The organism is Halopelagius fulvigenes, assembly GCF_055398025.1.
Genome location: NZ_AP043846.1, coordinates 419,625 through 437,733, shown reverse-complemented (window position 1 = coordinate 437,733; position 18,109 = coordinate 419,625). Strand labels below are relative to the sequence as shown.

At 68.7% G+C, this 18,109-nt stretch carries 20 protein-coding genes; 8 read left to right on the top strand and 12 right to left on the bottom strand.

Annotated features, from left to right (window positions below):
* Nucleotides 1–63: 63 nt before the first annotated feature.
* From ACZ522_RS06615 to ACZ522_RS06605, 3 genes are all read right to left on the bottom strand, one after another.
* Complete coding sequence (locus ACZ522_RS06615) at nucleotides 64–1,149, bottom strand: DUF7350 domain-containing protein (protein ID WP_379693731.1); 1,086 nt, start codon at nucleotides 1,147–1,149, stop codon at nucleotides 64–66.
* A gap of 166 nt (nucleotides 1,150–1,315) precedes the next feature.
* Complete coding sequence (locus tag ACZ522_RS06610; RefSeq protein WP_379693734.1) at nucleotides 1,316–2,236, bottom strand: HFX_2341 family transcriptional regulator domain-containing protein; 921 nt, start codon at nucleotides 2,234–2,236, stop codon at nucleotides 1,316–1,318.
* A 498-nt stretch (nucleotides 2,237–2,734) separates the two neighbouring features.
* Nucleotides 2,735–3,004, bottom strand: coding sequence for a HalOD1 output domain-containing protein (locus ACZ522_RS06605; RefSeq protein WP_379693736.1), 270 nt, complete (start codon nucleotides 3,002–3,004; stop codon nucleotides 2,735–2,737).
* A gap of 211 nt (nucleotides 3,005–3,215) precedes the next feature.
* Here ACZ522_RS06605 and ACZ522_RS06600 point away from each other — a divergent pair, with 211 nt between their 5' ends.
* On the top strand, nucleotides 3,216–3,536 hold the full coding sequence (locus ACZ522_RS06600; protein ID WP_379693738.1) for a zinc ribbon domain-containing protein: 321 nt from the start codon (nucleotides 3,216–3,218) through the stop codon (nucleotides 3,534–3,536).
* A 27-nt stretch (nucleotides 3,537–3,563) separates the two neighbouring features.
* Here the strand turns inward: ACZ522_RS06600 and sucD are convergent, their stop codons facing one another.
* Both sucD and sucC read right to left on the bottom strand, forming a co-directional pair.
* Nucleotides 3,564–4,433 (bottom strand): succinate--CoA ligase subunit alpha, encoded by an 870-nt coding sequence (sucD, locus tag ACZ522_RS06595; RefSeq protein WP_379693741.1) that lies wholly within the window; start codon nucleotides 4,431–4,433, stop codon nucleotides 3,564–3,566.
* Nucleotides 4,430–5,575 (bottom strand): ADP-forming succinate--CoA ligase subunit beta, encoded by a 1,146-nt coding sequence (gene sucC, locus ACZ522_RS06590; RefSeq protein ID WP_379693743.1) that lies wholly within the window; start codon nucleotides 5,573–5,575, stop codon nucleotides 4,430–4,432. The genes sucD and sucC overlap by 4 nt, the downstream gene beginning before the upstream one ends.
* 156 nt (nucleotides 5,576–5,731) lie before the next feature.
* On the opposite strand from sucC, the gene ACZ522_RS06585 reads away from it, so the two are divergent.
* Nucleotides 5,732–6,688 carry an NADPH:quinone reductase gene (locus ACZ522_RS06585; RefSeq protein ID WP_379693746.1) on the top strand — a complete coding sequence of 319 codons (957 nt, stop codon included), beginning with the start codon at nucleotides 5,732–5,734 and terminating at the stop codon, nucleotides 6,686–6,688.
* 9 nt (nucleotides 6,689–6,697) lie between these two features.
* On the opposite strand, the gene ACZ522_RS06580 is transcribed toward ACZ522_RS06585, so the two are convergent.
* Nucleotides 6,698–7,192 carry a hypothetical protein gene (locus tag ACZ522_RS06580; RefSeq protein ID WP_379693748.1) on the bottom strand — a complete coding sequence of 165 codons (495 nt, stop codon included), beginning with the start codon at nucleotides 7,190–7,192 and terminating at the stop codon, nucleotides 6,698–6,700.
* Between the two features lie 146 nt (nucleotides 7,193–7,338).
* On the opposite strand from ACZ522_RS06580, the gene ACZ522_RS06575 reads away from it, so the two are divergent.
* The 5 genes from ACZ522_RS06575 (at nucleotide 7,339) to ACZ522_RS06555 (ending at nucleotide 13,106) form a co-directional block, all read left to right on the top strand.
* The gene (locus ACZ522_RS06575) at nucleotides 7,339–8,049 is read left to right on the top strand and encodes an SDR family oxidoreductase (RefSeq protein ID WP_379693750.1); all 711 of its coding nucleotides are present in this window, start codon (nucleotides 7,339–7,341) and stop codon (nucleotides 8,047–8,049) included.
* A 159-nt stretch (nucleotides 8,050–8,208) separates the two neighbouring features.
* The gene (locus tag ACZ522_RS06570; protein WP_379693753.1) at nucleotides 8,209–9,546 is read left to right on the top strand and encodes a sodium-dependent transporter; all 1,338 of its coding nucleotides are present in this window, start codon (nucleotides 8,209–8,211) and stop codon (nucleotides 9,544–9,546) included.
* A gap of 147 nt (nucleotides 9,547–9,693) precedes the next feature.
* Entirely contained in the window at nucleotides 9,694–11,112 is a 1,419-nt protein-coding gene (locus tag ACZ522_RS06565; RefSeq protein ID WP_379693756.1) for a sodium-dependent transporter, read from the top strand.
* Nucleotides 11,113–11,238: 126 nt separating this feature from the next.
* Nucleotides 11,239–12,783, top strand: coding sequence for an acyl-CoA carboxylase subunit beta (locus ACZ522_RS06560; RefSeq protein WP_379694559.1), 1,545 nt, complete (start codon nucleotides 11,239–11,241; stop codon nucleotides 12,781–12,783).
* A complete protein-coding gene (locus tag ACZ522_RS06555; protein ID WP_379693759.1) occupies nucleotides 12,780–13,106 on the top strand; it encodes a hypothetical protein in 327 nt (108 codons plus the stop codon). Before ACZ522_RS06560 ends, ACZ522_RS06555 begins: the two co-directional genes overlap by 4 nt.
* Here ACZ522_RS06555 and ACZ522_RS06550 read toward each other — a convergent pair.
* The 6 genes from ACZ522_RS06550 to cofD all read right to left on the bottom strand — a co-directional run bounded on the left by ACZ522_RS06550 (nucleotide 13,103) and on the right by cofD (nucleotide 17,510).
* Entirely contained in the window at nucleotides 13,103–13,798 is a 696-nt protein-coding gene (locus ACZ522_RS06550; protein WP_379693761.1) for a glycerophosphodiester phosphodiesterase, read from the bottom strand. The genes ACZ522_RS06555 and ACZ522_RS06550 overlap by 4 nt on opposite strands.
* Nucleotides 13,799–13,939: 141 nt before the next feature.
* Nucleotides 13,940–14,134 carry a 30S ribosomal protein S17e gene (locus ACZ522_RS06545; protein WP_379693763.1) on the bottom strand — a complete coding sequence of 65 codons (195 nt, stop codon included), beginning with the start codon at nucleotides 14,132–14,134 and terminating at the stop codon, nucleotides 13,940–13,942.
* 61 nt (nucleotides 14,135–14,195) lie between these two features.
* The gene (locus ACZ522_RS06540; RefSeq protein ID WP_379693765.1) at nucleotides 14,196–14,858 is read right to left on the bottom strand and encodes a DUF447 domain-containing protein; all 663 of its coding nucleotides are present in this window, start codon (nucleotides 14,856–14,858) and stop codon (nucleotides 14,196–14,198) included.
* Nucleotides 14,855–15,700: a triphosphoribosyl-dephospho-CoA synthase gene (locus ACZ522_RS06535; RefSeq protein WP_379693767.1), complete on the bottom strand. Its 846-nt coding sequence runs from the start codon at nucleotides 15,698–15,700 to the stop codon at nucleotides 14,855–14,857. The genes ACZ522_RS06540 and ACZ522_RS06535 overlap by 4 nt, the downstream gene beginning before the upstream one ends.
* Nucleotides 15,697–16,521: a tRNA-dihydrouridine synthase gene (locus ACZ522_RS06530; protein ID WP_379693768.1), complete on the bottom strand. Its 825-nt coding sequence runs from the start codon at nucleotides 16,519–16,521 to the stop codon at nucleotides 15,697–15,699. The genes ACZ522_RS06535 and ACZ522_RS06530 overlap by 4 nt, the downstream gene beginning before the upstream one ends.
* Nucleotides 16,518–17,510: a 2-phospho-L-lactate transferase gene (gene cofD / locus ACZ522_RS06525; RefSeq protein ID WP_379693770.1), complete on the bottom strand. Its 993-nt coding sequence runs from the start codon at nucleotides 17,508–17,510 to the stop codon at nucleotides 16,518–16,520. The genes ACZ522_RS06530 and cofD overlap by 4 nt, the downstream gene beginning before the upstream one ends.
* A gap of 174 nt (nucleotides 17,511–17,684) precedes the next feature.
* On the opposite strand from cofD, the gene ACZ522_RS06520 reads away from it, so the two are divergent.
* A complete protein-coding gene (locus tag ACZ522_RS06520; RefSeq protein WP_379693771.1) occupies nucleotides 17,685–18,077 on the top strand; it encodes a DUF5518 domain-containing protein in 393 nt (130 codons plus the stop codon).
* The last annotated feature ends 32 nt before the right edge of the window (nucleotides 18,078–18,109 follow it).

Here is an 18,109-nt window from a genome sequence, read left to right as displayed (position 1 = left end):
CTTCCGTCCGTGCGTCGGTGTAGGAGCGTCCGTCTCTCAGGTGTTTCGTCTCGCCGCCGGGCGTCACTCGCTCACGTCGAACGTCATCGGCGGCATGTCGAGGAACGCCGTCTCGTAGCCGTCGTGGCGGGCGATCTGCGGCGGTACGTCCACGGCGACTTCGAGCGTATCGCCGCCGCGCACCTCGCCGACGCCCGCGCCGTAGTGGTAGCCGAGTTCCGGGTCGAGCGTCCGCGCGAGGGTGCCCTCGAACGCCGTCCCCCCGTCGCGGGTCAGCGTCGCGGTCAGTCCCATCATCGGCAGGGCGATTCGGTTGTGCGGCGTGCGGGCCGAGAGGTAGAGGTAGGTGCCGGAGTCGCCGAAGCGTCCCTTCGACGGATTCTCGACGGCGAAGGCGTGGAAGACGGCGTCTCCGCTGGTCGCGCGGCCGAGGTGTCGGCCCGGGAGGGCGTCCTTCTTCGGCGCGACGCCCACGGGGAACTTCATCTCCATGGGTTCGACCGCGCCGCGTTCGCCCGCGTCGTCGAGGCGTTTCAGCGGAACGTCGTACAGGTCGTCCGTGTCGAAGGTGAAGGTGAAGGAGGCCGTCTCCGCCGACTGGAAGCGTCCGGCGAACGCCCCCGTCCGGTCGAGGGAGACGCCGCCGACGTTCACCGTCGCCTCGTACTCGCCCTCGCCGTCGAGGACGTAGTTCGACCCGTAGTGCAGCCCCATCTGCTGGGAGAGCATCGGGTAGGCGAGCTCCTCCGTGACGAGACTCCCGTCGCGGGTTATCTCGATGGTCACCCCCGAGTCGAGGGGGAGAACCGTCCGCGTCTCTCGGTCCCAAAGCGAGACCATGAGGTGCAGCGAGTCCTCCGACTCGACCACCGTCTTCGACAGTTCGGTCCCGGTGAGCGTCCAGAAGCGGTGGGGGTACGAGTACGTCAACGCGACGCCGTAGGGCCCCGCCGTCGTCGTCCCGTACGTCTTCATCCCCTCGGTGAGGGCGGGTCGGTAGACGGCGTTGGGGCGGTTCTCGACCAACGGCGGGTCGCGCCACGCCGACTGCGTCTCGAACCCGAGCGTTCCGAGACACCCGGCGGTGCCGACGAGCGAACCCGCCCCGAGGGCCTTGATAGCGTCACGGCGGGAGAGATTCGGTGACATGGTGCGAGACTGTCGCCCGCGGCGGCGGACGACGCCAATGGTGCCCCTTGCGGTCCGACGGGGATGACGCTTGCGAAGGTGGCGCGCGGTTCGACTCGCAGACCGAACGTGCGGCTACCACGCGACGAACGCCGGGCCGACGCGCGACGAACGCGAACGGGGCGGACTACTCGTCGAGAATCTTGTGCTGGAAGGCGCGGTAGACGCTGATGCCCGTCTCCGTGAGGACGACGTTCTTCTGTTTGCCCGCGGGTTCGAGGCGGATGTACTCCTTCTCGCGCAGGGGTTCGATGATGGCGGCGTCGAGGCGGCGGTACTCCGATTGGCGACTCTCCGTCGAGTAGTTGGCGAGGAACGGCAGGTCGTAGTCGTCGGCCCTGTCGATGAGGTTGCGCTTGTTGACGGAGTAGGGTTTCTCGACGGTCGTCTCGTAGAGGTACCCGAGGATGTGGACCTGTTCGCGCGTCGGCGACTCGATGGGGTAGTCGGGAACGGTGGTCACCTCCGCGACGCCGCGGGTAAGCGGCGTCTCGGCCACGTCGTGGCCGTAGGACTCGGGGGTGACGCTGTACGGGAGGGCGTCCGTCGTCATGCAGGCGATGGCCGCGCCGACGGCGGCGACGTTCGGCCCCGAGGAGATGTTGACGAACACCTGGTCTTCGTCGTGTCTGGCGGCGATGGTGGTGGCGACGCCCATCACGTCGTACACGTCGTGGATGCGCACGGGAACCGCGCGCGCGTCGGCGAACTCGTCGAGTTCCTCGCGGACGGCGAGTTGGTACGGCGTCGCGGCGTCCCAGTCCACCGCCTCCGCCTCCGGCGACCACTCGGCGTCGAGGGAGGTGCCGCCGGACGTCGCCTCGCGGGCCGTCGAACTCGGTTCGACGACGTCGTCGGACCGTGTCCGATGGGCCGTCGAGCTCGGCTCGACGACGTCTCCGGAGTCTTCGGGGCCGCGTTCGGCGGAATCGACGAGGAGGTAGACCACGTCCGCGGCCTCTCGGCGGGCGGGTTCCACCACCCGGTCCCGTTCGTAGCCCAACGGGGCGATGTGAACGCGTCGCCCCGACGGAAGTGTCGCGTTCATGCGCCGAGTGGATCGAACAGGCATATCAATCTTCGGACGTGATTCGACGGTTCGACCGGCTGACCGACGGGTTCGACGGGGCGGAATGGGCACCGAACGGAAGGAGGAGGGGTCAGGGGAGGGCCGAAGCAGAGGGGGAAGTCGGCTGGAGGGCCGAAGTGGGGGCGGGCGGGGACGGTTAGAGGTCGGTGCGGGCGGCGAGGGGGTGGGGTGGGGGCTGAGAGGGTTCCGCGGGCACCGGGGCGGCGTCCGCGGATGCACGCCGTCGAATCGCCGACCACCCGGGGAACCCCGGCGCGGGACCGGTCGGCGTCGGGGTCGCCGACGACGCGCACTCGTTCGTTTCACCCGACGGTGATTCAACACTATCTCGTGACAACTGTGACAATCGTGAACGACGGAACGTCCGAATCGCTCGCTCGATCGAGAGAGGCGGGGACGGAGGAGCAGAGACGGAGGATCAGAGACGGAGGATCGGAGACGGAGGGTCGGAGACGGTCAGTTTCGCCGCCGGATCGCGTCCGCCTCGGTGAGGTGGATGCGGCCGTTCCCGTGGACGACGACGTGGAACCCGGCGTAGTCGAACGAGACGGTGAGACCCTCCACGGCGGAGGGGCCGTCCACCAGCGAACCGAGCGCGTCGGGGTCAACCACCGCCGCCAACGGCGGCAGGTCCACGGCGTCGGTGCCGGAGACGTCGGCGACGAGAGAGACGAGCGTCGTCGCAAGAGAACCTCGAGTCGATTGCGAGAGTAACTCTTCGTGCATGGTATATCGAAAAGGGGTGACGGGATATAAACCCTATAACCGCCGCAAGGGCGATTTCGGGACTCATAACGAACGTGGTATTTCGGCCGTCGCCGCGGCGTCGTCCGAACCGGACCGGCGCGCGGCGTCGAAACCGAATACGTCCGCGAGGGACACTCTCTCGGGCGCTAACGCGCGGTAGAGGTAAGGGCCTCGCATCCGTATCCGGGCCATGGACGTGGAGGTAGTATTTCGACTCCTCGTGGCGGCGTTCTGCGTCGTCGCGCCCTCGGTTCTCTTCGTCGGCCTCGTGAGAGGACTCGACAAACTCCGGGACGACCGCCTCGTCGAACAGGTTCTCGAACGGATGGACGACGACGACGCGACCGCGCCGACGTACCGGCGCGCCCCGTTCACCGCCGCGGTGAGCGACGGCGGGCGGACGGCCGAGACGGCCGGATGCGACGTCTGCGGCGCGTCGAACCCCCCGTACGCGTCGTACTGCGGGGCGTGCCTCTCGGCACTCGACGGCGACTCCAGAGCGCCGAAGTAGAAGTTAGAGAGGGGAGACGCGGCGTCTCTACAGGAAGTCTTCGACGTGTTCGGCGACTTCCTCGGGCGTGTCGCCGACGGGGACGCCGGCGTCGTTCAGCGCGGAAATCTTCGACTCGGCGGTTCCCGTACCGGACCCCGAGACGATTGCGCCCGCGTGGCCCATGCGCTTGCCCGGCGGGGCGGTGCGGCCCGCGATGAAGCCCGCGACGGGCGTGTCCATGTTCTCGGCGATGTACTTCGCGGCCTGTTCCTCGTCCTCGCCGCCGATTTCGCCGCACATGACGACGGCCTCCGTCTCCTGGTCCTCCTCGAACAGTTCGAGGGCGTCGATGAACGACGTGCCGATGATGGGGTCGCCCCCGATGCCGACGGCGGTGGTCTGGCCGATGCCGCGGTCGGTGAGGTTCGAGACGACCTGATACGTCAGGGTGCCCGACCGGGAGACCAGACCGACGTTACCCGCCTCGAAGATGTTGCCGGGGAGGATGCCGAGTTTCGACTCGCCGGGCGTGATGATGCCGGGGCAGTTCGGACCCAGCAAGCGCGTGTCCACCTCGGAGAGTCGCTTGTTCACCTTGGCCATGTCCTGCGTCGGGATGCCCTCGGTGATGGCCACGACGAAATCGAGGTTCGTGTCGAGGGCCTCGAAGATGGCGTCGCCGGCGAACGCCGGCGGAACGAACACGACGGAGGCGTCGGCGTCCTCCTCGCGGACGGCCTCGTCCACGGTGTCGTAGACGGGGACGCCTTCGACCTCTTGGCCGCCCTTGCCGGGGACTGCGCCGGCGACCACGTTCGTTCCGTACTCCATCATCTGCTGGGTGTGGAACTTCCCTTCCCCACCGGTGATGCCCTGTACAACCACGCGAGTGTCGTCGTCGACTAAGATGCTCATTGGCTTGCCTCCTCCGCGTTCTGGACGGCCCGTTGGACCGCGTCTTCGAGCGTCTTCTCCACCTCGACGAGGTCCGTGTTGAGAATCTCCATGCCCTCCTCGGCGTTGGTGCCGGCGAGGCGCACGACGACCTTCTTCGGAATCTCGTCGAACTGCTCTAAGGCCTCGTTGATACCCTTGGCCACCTCGTCGCCGCGGGTGATGCCGCCGAAGATGTTGAACACGACGGCGTCGACGTTCTCGTCGGAGAACACCATGTCGAGGGCGTTGGTCACGCGTTCGGCCTTCGCACCGCCGCCGATGTCGAGGAAGTTGGCGGGTTCGCCGCCGTAGTGGTCCACGATGTCGAGCGTCGTCATCACGAGACCCGCGCCGTTGCCGATGATGCCGACGTTACCCGACAGGCGGACGTAGTCGAAGCCGTACTCGCCGGCCTTGCGTTCGAGGTCGTTCTGGTAGGCGTCCTCCTCCATCTCCGCGAGGTCCGGGTGTCGGAACAGGGCGTCGTCGTCGATGTTCATCACCGCGTCGGCGGCGACGATTTCCCGGTCCGAGGTGATCATCACGGGGTTGATCTCGATGTCGGAGGCGTCGTTTTCCTCGTAGAGGTCGTACAGCGTCGAGAGGAACGACGCCACGTCCATCGCCACGTCGTCGGGGATGCCGGCCTCGAAGACGACCTTGCGGGCCTGATACGGGTGCAGGCCGAACGCGGGGTCGATGTGTTCGCGGGCGATGGCCTCGGGCGTCTCCTCGGCGACCTCCTCGATGTTGACGCCGCCCTCGGTGGAGACCATCGCGACGGGCTTGCCCTCGCCGCGGTCCATCGTGATACCGACGTACAGTTCGTTCTCGAAGTCCACGCCGGCCTCGACGAGGACTTCCTCGACGGTGTAGCCCTTCAGGTCCATGCCGAGGATGTCCTCGGCGGCCTCTCGGGCCTCCTCCTCGTCCGTCGCGATCTTGATACCGCCGGCTTTGCCGCGTCCGCCGACGTGAACCTGCGCCTTGATGGCCGCGGGGTATCCGATATCCTCGACGGCCTCCATGACCTCGTCTACGGACGACGCGAGGCGGGACTCGGGCACCGGAATCCCGGCCTCGGCGAAGATGTCCTTCGCCTGATATTCGTGAAGCTTCATTCCATCCGTGGCAGGGTGGGGCACGCGCTTAAATCCCGTTCATCTTCGTTCGGGAACTACCCCGCACGGATTGCTTCTACCCCGCCGGAGTCCCCCGACTCCCTCGCTCCGTCGCCTCCGAATTTATCACGGTCCCGCGCCGATACCACGAACGACATGCGCGCAGTCAGGATTCACGAACACGGTGACGCGGACGTACTGAGGGTGGACGACGCGGAGACGCCGGATCCCGAACCCGGGCAGGTCCTCGTGAACGTCGAAGCCGTCGGGGTGAACCCGGTGGACACGTACTTCCGGGAGGGGGCGTACCCGGTCCCGCACCTCCCCTTCGTCCCGGGGTCGGACCTCGCGGGAACCGTCGCCGTCGTCGGCGACGGCGTCGAACGCTTCGAGGCCGGAGACAGGGTGTTCGGCACCGGCCTCGGCAACGGGATGTCCGGCACGTACGCCGAGGAAGTCGCCGCGCCCGCGGACTTCCTGACGCACATCCCCGACGGCGTCTCCTTCGAGGACGCGGCGGCCCTCGCGTTGGTCGGGACGACGGCGTGGCAGGCGTTCGTCCACCACGCGACGGTCGAACCCGCCGAGACGGTTCTCGTCCACGGCGGAAGCGGCGGCGTCGGCCACGTCGCCGTCCAACTCGCCGAGACGATGGGCGCGCGGGTTCTCGCCACCGCCTCCGAGGAGTTCCACGACGACGTGCGCGCACTCGGGGCCGAGGAGGTGTTCGACTACCGCCGCGACGACTTGGAGGACGCCGTTCTCGCGGCGGGGCCGCCGGACGTGATTCTCGACACCCACATGGACCGGTACCTGCAGTTCAACGCGAACGTCGCGGCCGCGGACGGGCGAATCATCGGCATCGGCAACGACACCGGCGAAGGGGGATTCACGGACATCGGCGTCACGAAGGGGAAGGAACTGCGCTACCAGTTCATGACGATGTACAACACCGCCGAGAAGGACGCCGTCTTGACCCGCCTCGGGTCGCTTCTCGAACGCGGCGAAGTCGAACCCGTCGTCCACGAGACGTACCCCCTCGAAGACGCCGCGGAGGCCCAGCGAACCGTCCTCGAAGACAGCTTCCTCGGAAAGGTCGTCCTCGTCCCCTGACGGGGAGAGCTATCGACTCCGCGGTTCGACCGTAAAGCCGGCGTGCATTCCGCGTTCGTAGTGGCCGGGGAGGGTGCAGGCGGCCACGTACGGTCCCGCCTCCAGTTCGCGTTCCAGTCGGGTTCCCTCGCCGGGCGTGACACCGTTGGCGTTCACCGCGACGTCGAGTTCACCGGTATCGACTCGGCCGACCGCGTCCTTCGGAAGCGAGTCCGGCGCGCGGTCGGTCGCGGCGAGGAGGAACTGGTGAACCTGGTCCGCCGCGTTCCGGATTTCGAACCGAACCGGCCCGGCGGGAACCGTCGACCGAGACAGGGCGATCTCGTAGTTCGACAGTTCCACGCGGACAGTCGTCGGTTCCGCCTCCGTCGCCGTTCCGTCGCCGCTTCCGAGTGCGCCGAAGCACCCGGCTAGCGAGGCCGTCGCGGCGGACGCCGTTCCGGCGATGACTGTGCGTCTCCCGAACGTCGCGTCCCTCGTGGACCAGTTTCGGTCCCTGACCATACAGCCCACGACGTGCCGCCCCCTCATTCCTGTGTCGGGCGGTCGTCACGTCGGGAAGCGGCGGCGGATCGCGCGGTCCGCCGGACGAACCGACGGAGACCCGCCTCGCCGTGGCGATTTATGTCACTCGCGCGCCACCTAGCGGTATGACAGTCGAGTTCGACTTCGACGGGACGGTGGCGTTGGTGACCGGTGCGAGCGGTGCCCTCGGGAGCGCAGTCGCTCGAACGTTCCGCGACGCGGGCGCGACGGTGGCCGCCGCGGACGTGGTCGAACCGGACGACGAGGACGCCCTCTTGGACCCGGAGGGCGGCATCGAGTTCTATCGGGGCGACTTCACGGACGAGGAGGAGGTGGCCCGCGTCGTCGAGGAGGTGGTCGAGGACCACGGGCGACTCGACCACCTCGCCAACGTCGCGGGGACGTGGCGCGGCGGGACGCCGATAGAGGAGACGGACGTCGATACGTTCGACTTCCTGTTCGACGTGAACCTCAAGACGATGTTCCTCGCCTCAAAGCACGCGCTTCCGCACCTCCGGGAGACGGAGGGGGCCATCGTCTCCGTCTCCGCGCGTTCGTCGCTGGAGGGCGGCGAGGGCGACGGCCCGTACCGCGCCTCGAAGGCGGGCGTCCGACTCCTCACGGAGACCGTCGCCGAGGAGAACCTCGGGACGGTGCGCGCGAACGCGGTGATGCCCAGCGTCATCGACACGCCCGCGAACCGCGAGATGATGCCCGACGCCGACCACGACTCGTGGGTCGAACCCGAGCAGATAGCGCGCGTCGTCTCCTTTCTCTGTTCGGACGCCGCGGCGGTCACCTCCGGCGCGGCGGTGCCCGTCTACGGCGAGGCCTGACCGACCGTCGATCACTCCCTCGCCCCGCGTCGACCCCCGTTCGACCGGATAAATGTCATCATATATTTATAAACGAAAGTTAACATGTCTATTTATTATCTGTTATTCGGGCGAATATCGGGGTGTTTTTCAATAACACGGATGGTATCGTGCAGAGACATGAGTGAACGAGAGACGTGGGCGACGCGGGCAGGGTTCATCCTCGCGGCAGTCGGGTCCGCCGTGGGCCTCGGGAACATCTGGCAGTTCCCGTTCAAGACCGCGCAATTCGGGGGCGCGTCCTTCCTCGTCGTCTACCTCATCGCGGTGTTCGGCATCGGGCTACCAGCCATCCTCGCGGAGTTCGTCATCGGTCGACGGGCGAAACTCAACGCCATCAGCGCGTTCGGCAGACTCGGCCACGGGAAGTGGCGGTTCGTCGGCGCGTTGGGGCTCCTGACCGGCTTTTGGATCCTGTCGTACTACAGCGTCGTCGGCGGGTGGGTGATTCGGTACATCTGGGGGAGCCTCCAGGGCGCGTACTTCAGCGACCCGACGGCCTACTTCGGCGCGATATCGACCGGCGTGGATGCCGTGGCGCTTCACGCGGTGTTCATGTTCCTCGTCGTCGTCATCGTCGCCCTCGGCATCAAGGACGGCATCGAGAAGGCGACGAAGGTGATGGTCCCCTCCATCATCATCATCATGCTGGGGCTGGCGGCGTACGGGGCGACGCTCTCCGGGGCGACGGCGGGGTACGACTACTTCCTCTCGCCCGACTTCGGCGCGCTGATGGCCAACCTCGGCGAGATCGTCCCGTTCGCCGTGGGACAGGCGTTCTTCTCGCTGTCGCTCGGTATGGGCGCGATGATAACGTACGCCTCCTACATCAACCGCGACGACAGCCTCGTCGCCGACGGCAGCACCATCGTCGTGTTGAACACGTTCGTCGGCGTCCTCGCCGGCTTCGTCGTCTTCCCCCTCCTGTTCGCGCAGGGTATCGACCCGAACACCTCGGGTCCGGGCGCGGTGTTCGTCAGCGTCGCGGGCGCGTTCGCGAACATCCCGGCGGGCCGCATCGTCGGCCTCGTCTTCTTCCTCGTCGTCCTCATCGCGGCGCTCTCGTCGGCCATCAGCCTGCTGGAAGTCGTCGTCTCCTACGTCATCGACAACCACGACGTCGGGCGCGCCCCCACCGCGGCGGCCATCGGCGTCAGCCTGTTCGTCCTCGGCCTCCCCTCGGCGCTCGACACCGCGTGGCTCGGCTGGTTCGACACGCTCGCGTACCAGTTGCTCCTCCCCGTCTCGGTGCTCCTCGTCCTCCTCTTCGTCGGGTGGGTCCTCGGCGGAGAGGCGCTCTCGGAGGTGCTGAAGGGAACGGGACTCGGTAACGGCTTCGGGCTGACGTGGCTCTGGATGGTCCGCGTCGTCGTCGTCATCGCCGTCCTCGGAACGCTGTGGCTCGGCATCCAGACGCTGTTCCTCGGTCCGGAACCGGCCATCGTGCCGCCGCTCTAGACCTACGGATCGTCGGCCGACGCCCCCTTCTTCCGACCGTTTGCCGCCCGATAGCGGCGCGTTGGCGGGTTAAAAACCGTTACAATAGCGGTTTGACGGATCCTCGGTCCGAAAGTCACTTTACCGCCAAGGTGGGAGTGCGACGCAATGACACGAGAGACGTGGGCGACACGAATCGGCTTCATCCTCGCCGCCGTGGGAAGCGCGGTCGGCCTCGGGAACATCTGGCGGTTCCCGTGGGTCGCCGCCGAAAACGGCGGCAGCGCATTCCTCGTCGTGTATCTCGGCATCGTCCTGCTCGTCGGGGTTCCCGGACTGCTCGCCGAGTTCGTCATCGGCCGGCGGTCGAACCGGAGTCCCGCAGGCGCGCTCCGCTCCCTCTCGGGGTCGAACGTCTGGGGCGCGTGGGGGCTGTTCTACGTCTTCACCGCCATCGCGCTTCTCTCCTTCTACAGCGTCGTCGGCGGGTGGATACTGCGGTACCTCGTCGAGAGCGGTCTCGCGCTCGCCGGGTCGGGACCGGCGTACTTCGCCGATCCGGGGCAGTACTTCGGCGGCGTCGCCGCCGGGTTCGACGCCGTCGGCTACCACGTGCTGTTTCTCGCGCTGACGGGGATAATCGTCTTCGCGGGCGTCCGCCGCGGCATCGAACTCGGGACGAAGGTGATGATGCCCGCCGTCCTCGTCCTCCTCGTCGCCCTCGCGGCGTGGGCGGCCACCCAGTCGGGGGCCGCCGAGGCGTACGCGTTCTACCTCCGCTTCGACCCCTCGGCGATTCGGCAGAACTTCTTCGGCGTCCTCGGCCCGGCGGCCGGGCAGGCGCTCTTTACGCTCTCGCTCGGCGCGGGGACGATGGTCACCTACGCCTCCTACGTCGGCGAGGACCGCTCGCTGGCGTTCGACGGGACGACCATCGCCGTCCTCAACACCCTCGTGGGCGTCCTCGCCGGACTCGTCGTCTTCCCCCTGCTCTTCTCGCTCGGCATCTCGCCCGGCGAGACGGGCACCGGCGCGGGCGCGCTGTTCGTCGGGCTGGCGGGGGCGTTCTCGCAACTCCCCGGCGGCACGCTCATCGCGACGGCGTTCTTCGCCGTCGTCACCCTCGCGGCGCTCTCCAGTTCCATCAGCATGCTGGAGATTCCGGTCGCCTTCCTCGTGGACGAGTACGACCTCGAACGCCGCACCGCCGTCGCGGGCGTCGGCGCACTCGTCGTCCTCACGGGGTCCGTCTGCGCGCTCGATCAGTCGATATTCGGCTTCGTCGCCGGAACGCTCGTGGACGTCCTCCTCACCGCGGGGCTGACGGCGTTCCTCGTCTTCGTCGGGTGGGTCATGGGCCGCGACGCCCTCGACGAGTTCCGTTCGGGCGCGGGCGAGGTGGCGACGGCGCTCTCGACGCCGTGGCTCTTCGCCGCCGGCGCGCTGTTGCCCGTCTTCCTCGTGTTCACGCTCCTGACGACGTTCGGCATGGACGCCCGCCTCGGCTTCTGGCCCACCGCCGCCACCGCCGCCGCCCTCGCGGTGGTCATCTTCGCGGGCGTCCGCGGCGAACCCGAGGCGGCCTGACCCTCCGTCCGGCGTTCGACGGCGACTTTTTCGACGATCGTCGAACCTCGCTTTGTCCATAGCGGAAACCCTTTTGTGCTCCGTCCGGTCGTTCGTGACAATGAACGCAGGTGGTCCGACGTGACGATGGAGGACCGAATCGACGAACTCGAAGCGAAGCGCGACAGAGCGCAGAAGGGCGGCGGCGAGGCGCGCATCGAGTCCCAACACGAGAAGGGGAAGATGACCGCCCGAGAGCGCATCGACTACTTCCTCGACGACGGCACGTTCAACGAGTTCGACCAGTTCCGGACGCACCGAAACCACAAGTTCGGAATGGAGGAAAAGCAACTGCCGGGCGACGGCGTCGTGACCGGGTACGGCGAGGTTGACGGGCGCAAGACGTTCGTCTTCGCGCACGACTTCACCGTCTTCGGCGGTTCCCTCGGCGAGGTGATGGCCGAGAAGATTTGCAAGGTGATGGACAAGGCCATGGAAGTCGGCGCGCCCGTCGTCGGATTGAACGACTCGGCGGGGGCCCGCATCCAGGAGGGCGTCCAGTCGCTCAGCGGGTTCGGCGAGATATTCCGGCGCAACACGGAGGCGTCGGGCGTCATCCCGCAGATTTCGGCCATCATGGGGCCGTGCGCCGGCGGGGCCGTCTACTCGCCCGCGCTCACGGACTTCACGTTCATGGTGAAGGACACGAGCCACATGTTCATCACCGGACCGGACGTCATCAAGACCGTAACCGGCGAGGAGGTGACGTTCGAGGAGTTGGGCGGCGCGACGACCCACTCCTCCACCTCCGGCGTGGCGCACTTCGCCTGCGAGTCCGAGGAGGAGACGCTAGACGACATCCGACGCCTCCTCTCGTACCTCCCGCCGAACAACGTGGAGGACCCGCCGCGCGTCGAACCGTGGGACGACCCGGACCGCGCCGACGAATCGCTCAACAGCGTCGTCCCCGACCAACCCCGGAAGCCGTACGACATGCGCGACGTCATCGGCGGCGTCTTGGACGAGGGGTCGTTCTTCGAGGTCCAAGAGGACTTCGCGAAGAACATCCTCGTCGGGTTCGCCCGCCTCGACGGCCACTCCGTCGGCGTCGTCGCGAACCAACCGCGCGTCAACGCCGGCACCCTCGACATCGAAGCCTCAGAGAAGGCGTCGCGGTTCGTGCGCTTCTGCGACGCGTTCAACGTCCCCATCGTCTCGTTCGTGGACGTGCCGGGCTTCCTCCCGGGGACGGACCAGGAGCACGGCGGCATCATCCGCCACGGCGCGAAACTGCTGTACGCCTACTCCGAGGCGACGGTTCCGCTCCTCACCATCATCACGCGGAAGGCCTACGGCGGCGCGTACGACGTGATGGCGTCGAAGCACCTCGGCGCGGACGTCAACTACGCGTGGCCGACGGCCGAAATCGCGGTGATGGGACCGCAGGGCGCGGTCAACATCCTCTACAGCGACCAACTGGAGGCGGCCGACGACCCGGACGCCCGCCGCGAGGAACTCATCCAGGAGTACCGCGAGGAGTTCGCCAACCCCTACACGGCGGCCGACCGGGGCTACCTCGACGACGTCATCGAACCGACCGAGACCCGCTCCCGGTTGGTGTCGGACCTGGAGATGCTGAAGACGAAGCGCTCGGAACTGCCGGACAAGAAGCACGGAAACATCCCGATATGAGCGGCGAGAGCGCAGAGAGCACAGAGGGCGCCGACTCGGGCGCCGGACCGGGCGTGTCGGAAATCGCCGCGGGCCTCAGCATCCCCGACGACGCCGACGAGGCGGAGGCCGCCGCGATAGCCGCCGCCGTCGCCGCGCACATCCGCGACGGCGAACTCGCCGCGGCCGCCGCGGCCGCCGCCGAAGAGACGGAGAAGACGTGGGACGGCAAGCGGTGGACGTTCGCCGGCCGCCTCGAAGGCGTGTCGGGCCGGTCCGCCCGCGTCCCCGACGGCGCGCCGACGAACGGGTGGGCGGCCGCCGCCCGCGCCGACCGGTTCTAGATCGAGTCGAGGTACGTCGGGTCGTCCACCACGATTCCGTCCACGCCGTCCGCGCGGAGTCGCACCGCCGCGTCGGCGTCGTTCACGTCCCACGCGTTGACGCGGAACCCGGCGTCGTGCGCGGCGTCGATTCGCTCCCCGCGGCCGAGAAGCAGGTGGTACTGGGCGTTGACGTACTCGCAGTCGAGCTCCGTCGCCGTCGAGAGCGACGCCGTCCAGTCGTCGTCGAAGACGAACGCGCGGGGCGCGGCGGAGGCGCCCTCGCACTCCCGAAGCACGCCCTCAAAGAAGGAGGCGAGTATCACGTCGTTTTCCACCGCCTCGCAGGCGTCGGCCACCGCTTCGGCCATCCCCGCGTGTTTGAGTTCGACGACGACGCCGGCGTCCGGGGCCGCCGCGTCGAGCACCTCTGAGAGGAGCGGAATTGACTCCTCGGAGCCCAGTATCGTCAACTCGCGGAGCGTCGAGAGCGGCGTCTCGGCGACGCGCCCCTCGAAGCCGGTGAGTTTCCGCAGGTCCTCGTCGTGGTAGACGACGAGCTCGTCCGTCGCGCACCGACGGACGTCCACCTCGACGAAGTCCGCGGCGACGGTTCGGTCGTCCCCCGCGGAACGCTCGGACGCCGCGCGGACGGCGGCGACGGTGTTCTCGGGGTGGAGCGCGCTGAATCCGCGGTGGGCGATGATATCCACGAAAGAGCTACCGCGCGGAGGGGGAAAAGGGCGGCGCGCGGAGAGGTGCGGGGACGGCGCGGGGAGAAGTACGGAGGCGTCGGGACGGTGAGAGCGGTCGCTGGGAGCGACGCGGGCGCTGAGAGAGAAAGCTCGACCGGTTTACGCCGTCGCCTTCGGGCCGCCCTTCTTCCGCGTGATGTAGCCGGCGATGCGGTTGCGAACGCCCTTCGAATCGACGTTGGTCAGCTTGCTGACGCTCTCTTTGTTCGTCTCGAAGTCGGTGTTGAACGCCTGCGGGTACTCCTCCAGCAGCACGTTGCCGAGCTGCTTGACGTACTTGGGCTTGATTGCCATGTCCGACGATTCCATCAGCGCGCACTAAAACGATTCGTTCCGGCCGCGCCGCCACCGCCCCTCACGGCGTCCAGTCGCCCTCCTCGTCCGCGCGTTCGCGCCACCCCGACACCTCGTCGACGGTGGCGAACGCCTCTCGCTCGGCCGCGCCGCCGCACGTTTCGACCACGTCGGCGAAGTAGCGGAGTCGGGCGAGCAGTTCCTCGGTATCGTAGGCGGGCACGTCGAGGCGCGAGGCGGCCACCGTCGCCTCCACGACGGCGGCGAACCCCCGGTTGATGGTCGGCACCGTCTCGGCGACGACGGCGGACTCGACGGGGCGAAGCGCCCACTCCTCCCACCGCGTGCCGCCGGACTCGCCCCCGTCGATTCGCTCGGCTTCGACTTCGACCCACGCGTGCGCGCCGTCCACGACGGGCGACTCCGACTCGGTCACCGTCATCGCGGCGTCCACGAACGTCCGCGGGTCCGAGACGAACTGCACGACGCCGCCGCCCCGTCGGCGGAAGTTCCGGCGCGTCCGGGTGTTCCCCCACGTCGTCGCCGTCACGACGCCGTCGCCGTCGGCGTCGTCCCCGCTCTCGTTGTCGTCGTCTTCGCCGTCGTCGGGCGCGTGCAGGCCCAACGCGGCGGCGTTCCACAGGTCGTTCGGGCCGAGCGTCGTCACCACCGACTCCGTGACGCCGCGGAGTTCGACCGGCCACCCGTCGGCGGGGTCGGTCACACCGGCATCCCCCGTTCGAGGGCGACGAACGTCGCCGCGCAGACGACGTCTGCGGTCGTCCCGGGGTTGATTTCCTCCTCGACGAACGCCTCCGCGAGTTCGGCCACCGCCGCCGGGTCGCCGCGCGCCTCGGCCGCGCGGCGGCGCGCCTCCGCGGCCACCTCCGGGCCGTGGTTCGTCCGGACGAGGGTGTCCTCCTCCTCGGAGAGAAGGTCCACGAACGCCCGCGCGACCCTATCGGGCACGGGGCCGTCGTCTCCGAGCATCGACTCGGCGGCGTCGAACGTCCGCGCGAACCCGCCGGTCCACTCGCGGGCGTTGCCGTCGCCCTCCGAGCGCTCCATCACGTCGTACAGGGTGAGTTCGCGGGACCTGAGCGTCGGCGCGGCGTCGCGGCCGCGGCGCACGTCCAACTCGGCGGCGTCCTCCGGGGGGTCCTCGACGGCCACGTCGACGTGTTCGAAGGCGCGGTAGAAGTCCACCGCGTCCGCGACTGTCGTCGCCTCCGCCACCGCCGTCGCGCCGTCCGGCGACAGCGACCCTTCGGCCGCGGCGCGCACGAGAGGGACGAGGAGGAGCAGACAGCCGAACTGCGTGTTCCCGCCGCGTTGCCGACCCATCCCGGCCACCGCGCGTTCGAACGCCGCGCCGACCGGCGCGCCCGATTCCGCCCGGCGGAGGCCCTCGCCCGACCCAACGGCCCCCGCGAGGAAGTGCTCGAACCGGAGGTCCGCCAAGTCGCGTTCGCGGTCCACGTTGCCGGGCTTCGGCGTCCCGGCCACGTCCAAGAGGAGGGCCAGTTGCGCGTTCTCGGCGGGCGTTCGCGCTCTCGGCGCGGTCACTTCGCCACCCCGCCGGCGTTCGACCCGTCGGCGTTCGACTCGTCAGTGTTCGACTCGTCGGCGTTCGGATGCTCCGCGTTCGACTCCGCGAACCACCCCTCGACGGCGTCTCGGACGCGGCGGAGGACGCGCGGGTCGGTGCTGGGTCGGCCGACGCTCACCGCGTCCGCGCCGTAGTCGAGGTACTCGCGGACGCTCTCCGCGTCGCGCACCTCGTTGTTGGCGAGTACGAACAGACCGGGGGCCGCGTCCGCCACGTCGCGGACGACCGCCTCCGAGTCCATCGCGTCCACGTGTATCGCGTCCGCGCCCGCCGACGCCACCGCGCGCGCCGTCTCCGCGAGGTCGACCCCCTCGACTTCCGCGCGGACTTTCACGCTCACCGCGGCCCCCTCCTCGGCCGCGGCGGCGACGTACTCGGCGAGTCTGTCGGTGTCCCGGAGGAGCGTCTCGCCGCACCCGACGGCGCACAGTTCGGCTTGTCGGCAGTGGGCGTTGATTTCGAGCATCGCGTCCCGTTCGGCGCAGAGGCGCGCCGCCTCCCGCACGGGCGAGAGCGTCGCGCTTCGGACGTTGACCGCCGGTCGGAGGGGGGCGTCCGCGAGGGCGTCGAGTTCGGCGGCGACGAACGCGAGGGGGTCCTCGGGGAGGAACTCCTCCCTGTCGCGTTCGACCAGTTTCCGCGCGGCGGCGCGGGACTTCTCGTCGAGTGCGACGCCGCCGAGGAACGCCGCGCCCGCGAACTCGGACCCGGCGCGCGCCCACTCGGCGTCCGACTGGCCGCTCAGACTGGCGAGGGCGACGCGCGGTTCGAACGTCACGACACCACCTCCAACGCCTCGCGGACGGCGCGACAGACGCGCGCGGCGTCCTCGGGGCCGTCGATTCGCGTGTCCGTCCGGACGACCGGCCGGTCGAGTTCCGTGCCGTCCTCGTCGTCCAAGACGAACGCGTCCGCGAACGGGTACGCCTCGGCGACGCCCGCGGTGGACGCCTCGTACCCGACGCCGCGCATCAACGCCGCCGCCGGCCCGGAGAACACGCAGTCCTCGACGAACGGCGAGACGGCGACGACGGGCGTCTCCGAAAGCGCCTCCTCGAACCCCGGGAGCGAAAGCATCGGCCCGATGCTCGTGACGGGGTTCGACGGGCCGACGACGACGGGGTCCGCGAGGGCGTCGCGGACGGCGGGGGTCGGTTCGGCGTCGTCCGCGCCGCGGAACTCCACGTCCTCCACTGCGGGGTCCGCCCGGCGGTGGACCCAGAACTCCTGAAAGTGCATCTCGCCCTCGTCGGTGTGGACGACGGAGGCCACGGGGTCGTCGCTCATCGGCAGGAGGTCGATGTCGAGTCCGAACGCCTCGGCGAGGGTTCGCGTCACCTCCGTCAGGGTGCGCCCCTCGTCGAGAAGCGACGTGCGGGTGATGTGGACGGCCCGATCCCTGTCGCCGATCTCCATGAACTCCGCGACGCCGGAGAACCGCCGCCACCGCGCGATGTCGCGGCCGGCGGTCTGGGCCTCCTCGGGGAGGTACCGCGGCCCCGATTCGAGGCCCGCGGCGTCGGCGAGTCGGCGCAGTTCCTCGTCGGTTTCGGTCGTGTCACCGGCGATTCCCCACCACCGGTCGGTGTCGAGGACGCCGCCGCCGTGGAACAACACCGTGTCCGCGTCCGGGCAGACGAGGTGCCCGCCGAGTTCCACGTCGTCGCCGGTGTTGGCGACGACAGTCGTCTCCGCGGGGTCGAAGACGCCCTCTGCACCGTCCAACAACTTGGGCGTCCCCGTCCCGCCGGCGAGGAAGGTAGTCATGCTCCGCGGTACGGTGACCGTCGGTTTGAAAGTTCCTTCGGCGGCCGGTTCGTCCGGCGGTCCGTCCGACGCCTCCGCCGCCGATGGTCACCGTCCGGCGAAACGGACCGTTATCCCTGACGTTCCGGGGGTAGGCACAGAGAGGTTATCCCCTGAGACGCCTTTATAAGTTACATGAACTGGAAAGCAGTACTCTACGGATTCCTCGCCAGCATTATCATCGGCCTCGTCAGCGGACTCGGCCTCCCCTTCACAGACGCGACTCTCCCCGCCATCGGCGCGGGCGTCACCGGCCTCATCGCCGGCGCAGTCGCCGGGTACGTCAACAACTGGACGCTCGGGAGCGACGCCCTCCACGGCGGCGTCGCCACCGTCATCGGCGCTCTCGTCGTCGCAGTCATCCTGACCTTCATCGGCACGTTGGGCGCCGGCGTCTTCGGTCTGGGCGCGGGTATCGCCCTCCTCGTCGCCGTCGCCATCGCGGCCATCCCCGGCGCGATCGGCGGCGCGATCGGCGGCTACCTCCACGGCGGCCGCAGGGACGACGCGACCCGGACCACGGCGTAAGACGTCTGCCTTCGACCGAACGCCTTTTTTCG